The organism is Streptomyces flaveolus (assembly GCF_000716535.1).
Classification (GTDB): Bacteria; Actinomycetota; Actinomycetes; order Streptomycetales; family Streptomycetaceae; genus Streptomyces; species Streptomyces flaveolus_A.
This window is the reverse complement of record NZ_JNWV01000016.1, coordinates 69,891-83,192: the sequence shown is the minus strand read 5'-3', so window position 1 is coordinate 83,192 and position 13,302 is coordinate 69,891. Positions and strand designations below refer to the sequence as shown.

The following is a 13,302-nucleotide window of genomic DNA, read 5'->3' as shown; positions in this document are numbered from 1 at the left end:
CGCCGTTACCGCGTCCTACCGCGGTGACCGGGGGATGCCCGGCCGCGCCGGACCGCAAAGCAGAGTTGAGGAACTTCTGAGGGTCAACGCACGAAAAAGGCCTCTGACCTGCAAAGACAGAGAGGTCAGGGGCCTACGGCGGCTGGGCCGCCCGCGGGCCGTCATCTTCCTCTCAAGCCCGCCCCGGAGCGGCGCGGTTCACCGACCGCCGCGGGTCTCGATGTGGACCCTCGTCAGCGCGAACAGGATCAGGAGGTCGAGTGTCATCACGGGGATGGCCCACAACGGGTAGTACGGAACGAACATGAACTGGGTGATCAGACTGATCGCCGCCACCGCTACACCGGCCCCGCGGCCCCAACTCCGACCCGCCAGGACGCCCAGGCCGGCCATGACGAGGGCCACTCCGATCACAAGGTGGATCCAGCCCCAGGACGTGATGTCGAACCGGTAGGCGTACCGGGACGCGGCGAACAGAGTGTCGTGTGCGATTCCGGCTGCGCCCATCAGGATGCTGAGGGGTCCGCTGACCATCAGCATGATCCCGGCCAACTTGGACGCGTCGTCGATCGTTTCGCTGCCGCCGAGCCCCCCGAGCCCTTGCTGTCTCCTGTTTGGCACCGTTGTCATGCCAGCAGCCTTCCTGTGCAACGCGGTCACCGATGCACGCTACCCGCGCGAAGCCACCCACTTGAAGCCACCCACGCTTCCCTACCAGCATGGCCGCAATCCTCCGGGGTCGCGACTGCAACCCGCGCCGCCGGCAGGGAATTGCCGCGGGTGCCGCGTAGGGCTGGAAGCCACGGGTCCCAACGCCCTTGCGGAGCCGACGGTTCACGCACAGGGCGCCCAGGCGGCCCGGCTGCAGCTTGAGGAACTCCAGAGCTTGAGCGCAGGATGACCGGCATGACCTCCAGCGCACGCCCCCACCTCAACCGCCGGCTCGCCGCGTTCGGGACGACGATCTTCGCCGAGATGTCGGCGCTCGCCGTGGCGACCGGGTCGATCAACCTGGGCCAGGGCTTCCCCGACACCGACGGGCCCGAGGAGATCCGGGAGGCCGCCGTACGGGCGCTCCGCGACGGCCGCGGCAACCAGTACCCGCCCGGCCCCGGCGTCCCCGAGCTGCGCACCGCGATCGCCGCCCACCAGCTGCGCCGCTACGGCCTGTCCTACGACCCCGACACCGAGGTGCTGGTCACGGCGGGCGCGACCGAGGCCATCGCGGCCGCGTTGCTGGCCCTGGTCGAACCGGGCGACGAGGTGGTGGCGCTGGAGCCGTACTACGACTCGTACGCGGCGAGCATCGCGATGGCGGGCGGCACCCGGGTGCCGGTGACCCTGCGGCCCCACACCGGCGAGGCGGCCGGCTTCCGGCTGGACCTGGACGAGCTGCGCGCGGCGGTCACCGACCGCACCCGGCTGCTGCTGATCAACACCCCGCACAATCCGACCGGCACCGTCCTCACGCGCGCGGAGCTGACCGCGATCGCCGAGCTGGCGGTGGAGCGGGACCTGCTGGTGGTGACCGACGAGGTCTACGAGCACCTGGTCTTCGACGGCGCCGAACACCTGCCGCTGGCCTCGTTCCCCGGGATGCGCGAGCGGACGGTCAGCATCGGTTCGGCCGGCAAGACCTTCTCGTTCACCGGCTGGAAGGTCGGCTGGGTGACGGCCGCGCCGGAGCTGGTCAGCGCGGTCCGCGCGGTGAAGCAGTTCCTGACGTACGTCTCCTCGGGCCCCTTCCAGTACGCGGTGGCCGAGGCCCTCGCGCTGCCCGACTCCTACTTCGAGGAGTTCCGCCGGGGCATGCTGGCGCGCCGGGAGATCCTGGCGGAGGGGCTGACGGCGGCGGGCTTCGAGGTGTTCCGGCCGGCCGGGACGTACTTCATCACCACCGACATCCGGCCCCTGGGCGAGAAGGACGGCTTCGCCTTCTGCCGCGCGCTGCCGGAGCGGGCGGGCGTGGTGGCCATCCCGAACGCGGTCTTCTACGACGACCGGGAGGCTGGGGCGCCGTTCGTGCGGTTCGCCTTCTGCAAGCGGGAGGACGTCCTCAGCGAGGCGGCGGAGCGGCTGCGGCGCATGTGAGGGCGGGGATCCGGTCCGGGAGCGGAAGGCCCCCGGACCGGCCGGGACCGCTTACTCGCCGTCGTCCTCGGGCTGCTCGGAGTCGTTGACCTCCTGCTCCAGGCCGAGCTGCTCGACCAGCCACTTGTCGAACTCGATCGCGGCCCGCACCCAGCTGACCGTGGAGGAGACGAAGTGGTTGATGTCGACGCCCGTGCCGATCAGCATCTGGGCCTCGCCGATGAGACGGACGGTGCCGTCGTCATGGGTGTGGGTGTACACCTTGGGCCACAGGGTGCGGCGGTTCCAGTCGTCGATGGACTCCAGCAGCTGCGGCTTCTCGTCGATCTTGTGCGGCCGGTCGTAGAAGGTCCGCACCGAGAAGATCGCCTGTTCGGCCTCTCCCCGGAACATGAAGTAGGTGCGGAACTGCTCCCACGGCGCGGCGAGGTCACCCTCCTCGTCGACGACGTACTTCAGCTCCATCTGGTCGAGAAGCTGCTTCACCAGGTCCTGATCCGGGAGGACGGGGCCCGCCGGTCCTTGGGGCTGCGGTTCGGGCTGGCCCCCGAAGTTCGGAATCGAGGACGGGTCGATGCTCACCGTGTTTTTCCCTTCATGCGGATGCGGCCATCCTCCCCCAGGAGGGGCGGGGGATGGCAACCCCATGCCGCCTGTCAGCCGAGGGCGGAAAGGGAACCGGCGGGGCCGTGCCGGGTGATGATGCGGTCATGCGCATACCCGGAGCGGTGCGATGGGCCCTGTGGGCCCTCTGGTGGGGCTGTCTGGCCTTCTCGGTGTGGTTCTTCTGGTCCCTGTACGACGCCCTGAGCAGCGTCTGAGCGGCCCGCACGGCACGACGGCCCCCGCCCGGCGGCCGGCCGGGCGGGGGCCGTGGTGCGGCCGCGTGCGGTCTACAGGGTCTTCCCCGTCGCGGGGCCGACCAGCAGGCCCTCGCCGAAGCGGTCCACGCGGACCGTGTCGCCGTCCTTGACCTCGCCGGACAGGATCTCCTTGGCGAGCCGGTCCCCGATGGCGGTCTGCACCAGCCGGCGCAGCGGCCGGGCGCCGTAGGCCGGGTCCAGGCCCTCCTCGGCCAGCCAGGCCAGCGCCTCGGGGGTGACCTCCAGGGTGAGCCGCCGCTCGGCCAGCCGCTTGGCCAGCCGGTCGATCTGGAGCCCTGCGATCCGCTCCAGCTCCGGCTTGGTCAGCGAGGAGAAGACCACCAGGTCGTCCAGCCGGTTGAGGAACTCCGGCTTGAAGGAGGACCGGACGAGCTCCAGCACCTGCTCCTTCTTCTGCTCCTCCGTGGTCAGCGGGTCCATCAGGAAGTGGCTGCCCAGGTTGGAGGTGAGGACCAGGATGGTGTTGCGGAAGTCGACCGTCCGGCCCTGACCGTCCGTCAGACGGCCGTCGTCCAGCACCTGGAGCAGGATGTCGAAGACCTCCGGGTGGGCCTTCTCCACCTCGTCCAGCAGGATCACGCTGTACGGGCGCCGCCGCACGGCCTCGGTGAGCTGGCCGCCCTCCTCGTAGCCCACGTACCCGGGGGGCGCGCCGACCAGCCGGGCCACGCTGTGCTTCTCGCCGTACTCCGACATGTCGATGCGGACCATGGCCCGCTCGTCGTCGAAGAGGAAGTCCGCGAGCGCCTTGGCCAGTTCGGTCTTGCCGACACCGGTCGGGCCGAGGAAGAGGAACGACCCGGTGGGCCGGTCGGGGTCGGCGATCCCGGCCCGCGAGCGGCGCACGGCGTCCGCCACGGCCCGTACGGCCTCGCTCTGGCCGATGAGCCGCTTGCCGATCTCCTCCTCCATGCGCAGCAGCTTCTGCGTCTCGCCCTCCAGCAGGCGCCCGGCGGGGATGCCGGTCCAGGCGGCGACGACGTCGGCGATGTCGTCGGAGCCGACCTCCTCCTTGACCATGGTGTCCCTGGCGACCTCCTCCTCGGCGGCGGAGGCGGCCTCCAGCTCCTTCTCGAGCTGCGGGATCTCGCCGTACAGCAGCTTGGCCGCGGTGTCGAAGTCGCCGTCGCGCTGGGCGCGTTCGGCCTGGCCGCGCAGGTCGTCCAGGCGCTCCTTCAGCTCACCGACGCGGTTGAGGGACTGCTTCTCCTTCTCCCAGCGGGCGGTCAGGCCGCGCAGCTCCTCCTCCTTGTCGGCGAGGTCGCGGCGCAGCTTCTCCAGCCGGGCGACGGAGGCCGGGTCGGTCTCCTTGCTGAGGGCCAGCTCCTCCATCCGCAGCCGGTCGACGGCGCGCTGGAGCTCGTCGATCTCCACGGGCGAGGAGTCGATCTCCATGCGCAGCCGGGAGGCCGCCTCGTCGACGAGGTCGATGGCCTTGTCCGGCAGGAAGCGGGAGGTGATGTACCGGTCGGACAGGGTCGCGGCGGCCACCAGCGCGGAGTCGTTGATCTGCACCTTGTGGTGGGCCTCGTAGCGGCCCTTGAGCCCGCGCAGGATCGCGATGGTGTCCTCGACGCTCGGCTCGCCGACGAAGACCTGCTGGAAGCGGCGCTCCAGCGCCGGGTCCTTCTCGATCCGCTCGCGGTACTCGTCCAGCGTGGTCGCGCCGATCATGCGCAGCTCACCGCGGGCGAGCATCGGCTTCAGCATGTTGCCCGCGTCCATGGCGGAGTCGCCGCCGGCCCCGGCGCCCACGACGGTGTGCAGCTCGTCGATGAAGGTGATGATCTGCCCGTCGGACTCCTTGATCTCCGACAGGACGGCCTTGAGGCGTTCCTCGAACTCGCCGCGGTACTTGGCGCCGGCCACCATCGCGCCGAGGTCGAGCGCGACCAGCCGCTTGTCCTTCAGCGACTCGGGCACGTCGCCCTTGACGATGCGCTGGGCGAGCCCCTCGACCACGGCGGTCTTGCCGACGCCCGGCTCGCCGATGAGGACGGGGTTGTTCTTCGTACGACGGCTCAGCACCTGCACGACCCGCCGGATCTCCTGGTCCCGCCCGATGACCGGGTCGAGCCGGCCCTCGCGGGCGGCGGCGGTGAAGTCGGTGCCGAACTTCTCCAGGGCCTTGTACTGGCCCTCCGGGTCGGCGGTGGTCACGCGGCGTCCTCCCCTGGCCTTCTGGAAGGCCTCCTGCAGTTTCTTCGCATCGGCACCCTGCCCCTTGAGCACGTCCCCGGCGGCACCGCCCTTCGCGGCGATGCCGATGAGCAGGTGCTCGGTGGACAGGTACTCGTCGCCGAGCGCCTTGGCGCGCTCGGTGGCGTCCGCGATCACGGCCAGCATCTCGCGGTTCGGCTGCGGAGGCGCGACGGTGGACCCGGTCACGCTGGGCAGACCGGCGAGGATGCGCTCCGCGCCGGAACGCACGGCGGCCTGGTCGGCGTCGACGGCCGCGAGCAGGTCGGTGATGTTCTCGTTGTCCTGCCCCTGGAGCAGAGCCAGCAGCAGGTGAGCGGGGGTGAGGTCCGGGTGCCCCTCGGTGAGGGCACGATTGCTCGCCGCGTTGATCGCGTCCCGGCTCCTGTTGGTCAGCTCGGCGTCCACGTGTGCGTTCTCCTCCTACCCGACGGTCCTGCCTCAGTCAACGTACACAAAGTTGAGTCTATTCCACTCAAGGCAGGCCGCGCACGGGTCCCGGCGGTGTCGGTTAGGTTGCACGGCATGGCCTCGTACTCCCAGGATCCGACTGCCCCGGACGAGCCGTATCTCGCCTTCTGGCGCGAGCGGCATCTGTGCACCCTGACGACCCTCCGCCCCGACGGCAGCCCGCACGTGGTGCCGGTGGGGGTGACCTACGACGCCCCGGCACGGCTGGCCCGCGTGATCACGAACAAGACGAGCGCGAAGGTGGCCCATGTGCTCGCGGCCGGGGCCGAGGGGGCGCGGGTGGCGGTGTGCCAGGTGGACGGCCGGCGCTGGGCGACGCTGGAGGGGCGGGCGCGGGTGCGCGCCGAGCCCGAGCGGGTCGCGGAGGCGGAGCGGCGGTACGCGGAGCGGTACGAGCGGACGCCCTCGCCGAACCCGGCCCGGGTGGTGATCGAGATCGAGGTGGAGCGGGTGCTGGGGCGCGGCTGAGCGCGCTCCGCCCCTGGCGGTTTCCAGCCACCGTGACGTACCGCCATACCCCGAAATATCCCCGCAAACTGCAGCGGCGTCACCGTGTTCAGGTCACGGTGACGCCGCTGCGGGGGGAAGCACCTGAGCGATCTGTTACGACGGGGGAATCGCGTCAGGCACTGCGGGGGGTGGCCGAGATGGTTCGCACGTCGGACGGCGCCGGCTCGGACAGCCGGTGGTCCCGCTGGTCCAGGTTCACAAAGATCATTCCGTACCGGATGGCACAGCGCACCGGCTGCGGCGCCCCACGCGGCTTGCGCAGGCACCGGTACGCCCGCACGTCTCCGTCCTCGTCCCGCGTGACGACGACCGGCTCACCGAACACGGTGACCATCAGGGAGTCACCGCTGTGCGGGATGGCCGTGACCAGGTCGATGAAGTGCCAGCCCGAGCGGTAGGCGGTGGCCATTTCACGACGGAAGGAGCGGTCGTCGGGTGGAGTCGTCACGTCAGCTCCCAGCTCCGCTTGCCTCTGGCTCCGCCACCGGTGCCAGAGGCCAGACACTGTCCGCCAGCACATGCCCCTTCGGAGCCAGTGGCCAGACACTGTCGCCAGCGTCGACACCCCTTCCGCCGGACCCTCCTACGAGAACCCCGACGGTCGCGACGGCGGCGAAGGTGGCGACAAGCACCGAGCGAAGCATTTTGTTACGCATAGTCGGCTTCGTCCTCACTTGAAGGTCCCCTCTTCCCCCGTCGGGTACGACGATGGCTCATTCGGGCACATCAATGCCACACGATCGGTGCATCATGTTCCTGCATGTTCAGGACCCTGGGGGGTGGAGATTTGGTGGCAAATCGGACTAAGGCGACACATCCCCATGCGATGACCGAGATGTGCGACGTAGGCGGACAACTTTATGCTGCCGCCCTGCGTACTGGGCGAATCGCTCGGGAAGATGTGACGCCGGCTCCCTGCCTGATGGAGTTCGCCCTCCTCCACCCCGACCCCGACGACCCGGAATGGCTGCGCCCGGTGCCGCCCGCCGTCGCCCTCGCCCAACGGCTCAATCCGATCGAGCACGAGATCACCGAACGCAGGCGGCAGTCGATCCAGTTGTCCGACGCCTTCGCCCCCTTCATGGCGCTCGGCGCCCAGATGTCGGTCACCAGCGACTCGATCACCGTGCTGGAGGGCAGCGAGCGGATCAACGCGGCGCTGGACCTGGCCACCTCGCAGTGCCAGACCGAGATGCTCACGGTCCAGCCGAGCGGCCACCGGCCCGAGCGCAGCCTCAAGCAGGGGCTGGGACGCGACCGGCCGCTGATCGAACGCGGGGTGCGCATCAGGACGCTCTACCCGCACACCGCCCGGTACAGCTCGGAGCGGCTGGACTACGCCGCCCGGCTCTCCGACGGCAAGGTCGAGCAGCGCACCATCGACGGACTGGTCGAACGACTCATCATCTGTGACCAGACCGTCGCCTTCATCCCGACCCGTGACGACCAGAAGGTCGCCCTGGAGATCCGTCAACCGGGCCTCGTCAGCTACCTCATCAAGGTCTTCGAGTTCATGTGGGACCACGCCGTGCCCCTGAGCGCGGGCAGCCCCTACGAAACCGCCCCCGACGGCATCACCGAGATCCAGCACTCCATCGCCAAGCTCCTGGTCGAAGGACACGTGGACGAAGCCATCGCCCGCCGCCTCGGTATGAACGTCCGGACCTGCCGAGCCCACATCGCCAAACTCGCCCAGGCCCTCGGCAGCGGCAGCCGCGCCCAGCTCGGCTACCTCATCGCCCAGTCGGGCATCCTGGACCGGGATCACTGAGGCGGCGGCTCCGGTGACGCACCAGGAACACCGCATCGAGGATCTGTGCGCCGCCGGCCGGGAGCTGTACGAACGCGCCCTGCGGGAGGGGCACATCCCCGCGGCGGACGCGGCCGACGTCCCCTGCCTGGTCGACGCCGGGTTGTTGCACCCCGCTGTGGACGACCCCGGACGGCTGGATCCCGTCTCCCCCGCCGCCGCGCTTGAGCGCTTCCTGCGCGCGTCCCGCGCCCGCATCGCCGACGAACGGCAGCGCGAAGGACGGCTGCTGGGGCTCCTCCAGCCGCTACTGACCGTCGGCGGCCAACCCGGCCCACCGGCCGAGACGGCCCACCTCCGGCTCCTCCAGGGCGTCCCGCGCATCAATGACGCGATCGACGCAGCGATGGCCGAGGCCGTCGCCGAGGTGCTCTGCGTCCAGCCCAACACCCACTACGCGGACGACCGCGGCCAGGTCGGCCAAACGCGCTCCATGCCGCGCGACCAGGCATTCCTCGACCGGGGCGGCCGCATACGCACGCTGTACCAGAGCACCATGCGACACGTACCGATCACCCTGGCCCGCTACGAGCAGCTCCGCGGCCGGGCCGAGGCACGCACCCTGGACGAGCTGCCGGAGCGACAGATCATCATCGACCGTACGGTGGCCTTCATTCCGGCCGACAGTGACATCACGATGGCCCTGGAGATCCGTAACCCTGCCCTGATCGCTCACTTCACCACCACCTTCGACCGCCTCTGGCACCTGGCCACCCCCATGTACCCCCAAGCCGTCCAGACCCGGTCGGTCAACGGCGTGACCCCGCGTCAACGGGCCATCGCCGCGCTGCTCGTGGAGGGACACACCGATGCCGTCATAGCCGACCGGCTCGGGATGAACGTGCGGACCGCACGGCTGCACATCGCCAAGCTCGCCGCCACGCTGGGCAGTGAGAGCCGGGCGCAGCTCGGCTTCCTCATCGCGCGGTCGGGGGTTCTTGATCCGGACCGGTGAGGGCGGTGGCCGGCGCCGACGGGCGATGCCCGTCGAGCCCCACCTGGGCGATCCGGACGCCGAGTTGGGTACGGCTGGCCGCGCCCAGGGTCTCCGACAGACGGGCGATGTGGGCCCGGCAGGTGCGCACGCTGATGCCCAGGCGTTCGGCGATGACCGCGTCCTGGTGTCCCTCGGCGAGCAGCGCGGCGATGGACTGCTCGCGGTGCGAGATGCCCTCGATGCCGGTGTCGGGGAGGGGGGCCGTGAGCGGGATCGCCAGACGCCAGAGCCGTTCGAAGACCGTCACCAGGTAGGCGACCAGGGCCGGGTGGCGCAGCTCCAGGGCCATCGTGCGGTCGGAGTTGGCCGGGATGAACGCCACCGTGCGGTCGAACAGGATGAGCCGGTCGATGACCTCGTCCAGGGTGCGCGCCTCCACCGCGTCGCCCATCAGCTCGAGGTAGTTCAGCAGGCCCTGGCCGTGCCGGGCCACATGTGTGTAGAGGTCCCGCATCCGCACGCCCCGGCCGCGCAGCGCCAGCGCCCGGTGCAGGCCCTCGGAGAGCTCGGCCTCCCGCCGGATGCCGCCGGGCTGCACGGTGAGCACCTCGGTGGTGCAGGCCTCGGTCGCCTCGTCCATCGCGGCCTGGATGCGGGAGAGTCCGTCCAGGACCCGGATGGCGCTGCCCTCTGTCGGCGCCGCCAGCGCGTCCAGCTGCCTCCCCAGGCCCGCGTACCACTCGAACGCGGCCACCGCCGAGCCCACCCGCCGCTGGCTCGCGCTGACCTCGTCGTGGACCCCGCGCAGCAGCCGGGTCATGACCTCCTGCGGGGAGGTCGGCACCAGCCAGTCCATGTCGTCCGGGTCGGGGTGCAGCAGGGCCAGTTCCAGCAGGCAGGGCACCGGTTCGGCGTCCGTGCGCGGCACCCGCCCCCGGCGTACGGCACGGGAGTACACCCGGTCCCCGGCTGCACACAGCCGGTCGGCACCGTGAGGATGCTCCTCCGCCCCCTGCCCGGCCATCGCCCATTCCACCCCCGGTGTGCTGCCACTTCCGTGGCGCAACTATGCGCGGCGCCGAACCGGGTCCGCAACACGGCTCTCTCCACGGCGGCCACCGGAAAACCCCGTTCTGTCGGGGTTTCGGCGCCCGTCCGCACCGCGTGCCGCGGCCCGCCGGGGGTGGGATGCGGGCGTCCTACTTCAGGCCGGCCGCCGCGCAGGCCGCCTTGTACTTGGCGGTGCAGATCTCGCCCAGGGTGTAGATGCCGTCCGCGACGACCGTGTCCTTGACGGTGTGCTTGGTCAGCGCGGTCACCTGGACCAGCTTGGCCGGGATGTCCTTGGTGGTGGGGCTGTCCACCCGGTCCTGGGTGAGGGCGTCGAACTGGATGTCCTTGCCCTGGAGCTTGGTGACGGCCATCTGCGCGGCGGCCTCGGCCTCGTCCGGGTAGGACTTGAAGACGCTCATGTACTGCTCGTCCGCCACCACCCGCTGCACGGCGTCCAGTTCGGCGTCCTGGCCGGTGATCGGGGGCAGCTTGGTGACACCGGCCGCCTTCAGCGCCTTGATGATGCCGCCCGCCATGCCGTCGTTGGCGGAGTAGACGCCGGCGATGTTGTCCTTGCCGAGCTTCGCGATGGCCTCGGCCATTTCGGCCTGGGCGTTCTCCGGCTTCCACTTGACGGTGTCGTAGCTCGCCGCGATGTCCACCTTGCCGTTCAGCTCCGAGAGCGCGCCCTCCTTGAACTGCTTGGCGTTCGGGTCGGTGGGCGAGCCGTTGACCATGACGATCTTGTCGGACGTGTCGACGTCCGGGCCCAGCGCCTCCAGCAGGGAGCGGCCCTGCACCTCGCCGACGAGTTCGTTGTCGAAGGAGATGTAGGCGTCGATCGGGCCCTCGGCGAGACGGTCGTAGGCGATGACCGGGATGCCCGCGTCCTTGGCCTTCTTCACCTCGCCGGCGATGGCGTGCGCGTCCACCGCGTCGAGCAGGATGACGTCGACCTTGCCGTCGATCATGTTCTGCATTTGCTCGGACTGCCGGGCGGAGCTCGCGTCGGCGTTGGCGTACTCCACCTTGCCCTGCTTCTTGGTGAGTTCGGCCACCTTGTCCTTGATGATGGGGTAGTCGAACTTGTCGTAGCGGGTGTTCGCCTTCTCCGGCAGCAGCAGGCCCACCGTGATGTCGTTGCCCTTGGTCGGGCTCGCGCTCGCGCCGTCCCCCGTCACGTTCAGCACGCCACAGCCGGCGAGCGAGAGGGTCATCGTGGACGCGGCCACGGATATGGCGATACGACGCATGCGAGGGCTCACTTCAGGTGCGTTCCGGACGTGGGCGTTGCTATACGGCCCAGGTGTCTGAAAAGACAACGCGGAGGCCGCACCCGGCGTCAAGAAGAATCACTTAACGAGTGCGCAACACCACGCTCCGCTGCACCTGTGGAGGTCACGCGAAACCCCCTTCAAAGACTCTTTACGGACCGCGCACGTCAAGGGAGTTCATGGGAGCGGCAAAGATCCGTACAACCACGGCGGTTCGACACGAGTCGTGATCACGACGGCCGCGTGCCGCGCACCGACTCGATCAGAGGACCGAATGAACTCGGCCAGACGTACGACCGTCACGGCCGTCGTACTCGCCGCCTCCGGCGCCCTGTTCGGCGCGGTCCCGCTGGCCATGTCGCCGAGCGAGCCGGCGTCCTGACACGACGAAGAGGGGCCCGGAATCCGGGCCCCTCTTCGTGTGCGCGTGTGCGCGTCAGTCCTGCTGCTGCCGCTTCGGCCGCCACACCACCAGCGCGCTGGTCTGCTGGACCTCCTGGTACGGGACCAGGTCGCGCCGGTAGGAGGCGTGCACGGCGGCCTCGCGCTGCCGCATCGCCGCCGCCGCGCCGTCCAGGGCCGCCTCCAGCTCCGCGACGCGGGACTGGAGCGCGGCGACCTGGTTCTCCAGTTCGATGATCCGCTTGATGCCGGCCAGGTTGATGCCCTCGTCCTGCGACAACTGCTGCACCTGGCGGAGCAGTTCGATGTCACGGGCCGAGTAGCGGCGGCCCCGGCCGGCGGTGCGGTCGGGGGAGACCAGGCCCAGACGGTCGTACTGGCGCAGCGTCTGCGGGTGGAGTCCGGAGAGCTGGGCCGCCACCGAGATGACGTAGACCGGGGTCTCCTCGGTCAGTTCATACGGGTTACGTCGACGGCCGTCCATCACTCTCAAGCTCCCTTCGCGGCCTCGAACAGCTCCGCCCGCGGGTCCTCCCCCGCGGTCGCCTCGCGATACGCCTCCAGCGCGTCACGAGCCTTCCCCGACAGGTCCGTGGGAACACGCACCTCCACGGTGACCAGGAGGTCGCCGCGGGTGCCGTCCTTGCGGACCGCGCCCTTGCCCCGGGCGCGCATGGTACGGCCGTTGGGCGTGCCGGGCGGCAGTTTCAGGGTGACGGGCGGGCCGCCGAGGGTCGGCACCCGCACCTCGCCGCCGAGAGCCGCCTCGGGATACGTCACCGGCACGGTGACGGTGAGGTTGTCGCCCTTGCGTCCGAACACCGGGTGCTCGCCGACATGGACGACCACGTACAGGTCGCCGGCCGGGCCGCCCCGCTCGCCGGGCGCCCCCTTGCCGCGCAGCCGGATCCGCTGCCCGTCGGTCACGCCCGCCGGGATGCGGACCTGCATCGTGCGGGACGACTTGGCGCGCCCGCTGCCCTTGCACTCCAGGCAGGGGTGCTCGGCGATCAGGCCGCGGCCCTTGCAGTCGGGGCAGGGGTCGGTGAGCGAGAAACCGCCACCGGAACCCCGGGCGACCTGGCCGGTGCCGACGCAGGTCGGGCACACGCGGGGTGTGCCGTTCTTGTCGCCGGTGCCCGAGCAGGCCTTGCAGGGCGCCTGGGAGGACATCCTCAGGGGCACCGTGGCCCCCTCGATGGCCTCCGTGAAGCTCAGCGTGACCTCGGACTCGACGTCCTGGCCGCGCCGGGGCTGGGTACGCGTGCCCGCGGTGCCACCGCGGTTGAACAGGCCCCCGAAGACGTCACCGAGTCCGCCGCCGAAGCCTCCGCCCTGGGCGGTGCCTCCGAAGAGGTCGCCCAGGTCGAAGTTGAAGGAGCCGCCGGCCGCGCCCGGCCCGGGGCGGAAGCCGCCGTTGCCGAACAGCGCGCGCGCCTCGTCGTACTCCTTGCGCTTCTTGGGGTCGCCGAGGACGTCGTTCGCCTCGGAGATCTCCTTGAAGCGCTCCTCCGCCTTGGCGTTGCCCTTGTTGGCGTCCGGGTGGAACTCGCGGGCGAGCTTCCGGTACGCCTTCTTGATCTCGGCCTCGGTGGCGTCCTTGGGGACGCCGAGGACCTTGTAGTAGTCCTTCTCGATGAAGTCCTTGGTGCTCATCCTCGACGTCCCTCC

12 protein-coding genes are annotated in these 13,302 nt (G+C 70.3%); 4 read left to right on the top strand and 8 right to left on the bottom strand.

The annotated features are described in order from the left end of the window. Positions 1-198: 198 nt before the first annotated feature. Positions 199-660 (bottom strand): DUF7144 family membrane protein, encoded by a 462-nt coding sequence (locus tag OO52_RS18060; RefSeq protein WP_234339604.1) that lies wholly within the window; start codon positions 658-660, stop codon positions 199-201. Positions 661-897: 237 nt separating this feature from the next. Here OO52_RS18060 and OO52_RS18055 point away from each other — a divergent pair, with 237 nt between their 5' ends. Then, complete coding sequence (locus tag OO52_RS18055; RefSeq protein ID WP_030648267.1) at positions 898-2,091, top strand: pyridoxal phosphate-dependent aminotransferase; 1,194 nt, start codon at positions 898-900, stop codon at positions 2,089-2,091. A 51-nt stretch (positions 2,092-2,142) separates the two neighbouring features. Here OO52_RS18055 and OO52_RS18050 read toward each other — a convergent pair whose 3' ends face one another. Continuing rightward, positions 2,143-2,673: a YbjN domain-containing protein gene (locus OO52_RS18050; protein WP_015493304.1), complete on the bottom strand. Its 531-nt coding sequence runs from the start codon at positions 2,671-2,673 to the stop codon at positions 2,143-2,145. A gap of 311 nt (positions 2,674-2,984) precedes the next feature. Further along, on the bottom strand, positions 2,985-5,582 hold the full coding sequence (clpB, locus tag OO52_RS18040) for an ATP-dependent chaperone ClpB (RefSeq protein ID WP_030648265.1): 2,598 nt from the start codon (positions 5,580-5,582) through the stop codon (positions 2,985-2,987). Between the two features lie 117 nt (positions 5,583-5,699). Between clpB and OO52_RS18035 the strand changes: the two genes are divergently transcribed. Beyond that, on the top strand, positions 5,700-6,113 hold the full coding sequence (locus OO52_RS18035) for a pyridoxamine 5'-phosphate oxidase family protein (protein WP_030648263.1): 414 nt from the start codon (positions 5,700-5,702) through the stop codon (positions 6,111-6,113). A gap of 154 nt (positions 6,114-6,267) precedes the next feature. Here OO52_RS18035 and OO52_RS18030 read toward each other — a convergent pair whose 3' ends face one another. Further along, positions 6,268-6,603: a hypothetical protein gene (locus OO52_RS18030; protein ID WP_030648261.1), complete on the bottom strand. Its 336-nt coding sequence runs from the start codon at positions 6,601-6,603 to the stop codon at positions 6,268-6,270. Positions 6,604-6,915: 312 nt separating this feature from the next. On the opposite strand from OO52_RS18030, the gene OO52_RS18025 reads away from it, so the two are divergent. Together OO52_RS18025 and OO52_RS18020 are read left to right on the top strand one after the other, a co-directional pair. Continuing rightward, positions 6,916-7,926 (top strand): helix-turn-helix transcriptional regulator, encoded by a 1,011-nt coding sequence (locus tag OO52_RS18025; RefSeq protein ID WP_078629589.1) that lies wholly within the window; start codon positions 6,916-6,918, stop codon positions 7,924-7,926. Positions 7,927-7,939: 13 nt separating this feature from the next. Next, positions 7,940-8,920, top strand: coding sequence for a helix-turn-helix domain-containing protein (locus OO52_RS18020; protein WP_030648257.1), 981 nt, complete (start codon positions 7,940-7,942; stop codon positions 8,918-8,920). On the opposite strand, the gene OO52_RS18015 is transcribed toward OO52_RS18020, so the two are convergent. The 4 genes from OO52_RS18015 to dnaJ all read right to left on the bottom strand — a co-directional run bounded on the left by OO52_RS18015 (position 8,883) and on the right by dnaJ (position 13,287). Further along, on the bottom strand, positions 8,883-9,926 hold the full coding sequence (locus tag OO52_RS18015; RefSeq protein ID WP_030648254.1) for a helix-turn-helix transcriptional regulator: 1,044 nt from the start codon (positions 9,924-9,926) through the stop codon (positions 8,883-8,885). The genes OO52_RS18020 and OO52_RS18015 overlap by 38 nt on opposite strands. 175 nt (positions 9,927-10,101) lie before the next feature. Next, complete coding sequence (locus tag OO52_RS18010; RefSeq protein ID WP_030648253.1) at positions 10,102-11,208, bottom strand: sugar ABC transporter substrate-binding protein; 1,107 nt, start codon at positions 11,206-11,208, stop codon at positions 10,102-10,104. 457 nt (positions 11,209-11,665) lie between these two features. Next, positions 11,666-12,115 (bottom strand): heat shock protein transcriptional repressor HspR, encoded by a 450-nt coding sequence (locus tag OO52_RS18005; protein ID WP_030648250.1) that lies wholly within the window; start codon positions 12,113-12,115, stop codon positions 11,666-11,668. Positions 12,116-12,120: 5 nt separating this feature from the next. Then, complete coding sequence (dnaJ, locus tag OO52_RS18000) at positions 12,121-13,287, bottom strand: molecular chaperone DnaJ (RefSeq protein WP_030648249.1); 1,167 nt, start codon at positions 13,285-13,287, stop codon at positions 12,121-12,123. Positions 13,288-13,302 lie beyond the last annotated feature (15 nt).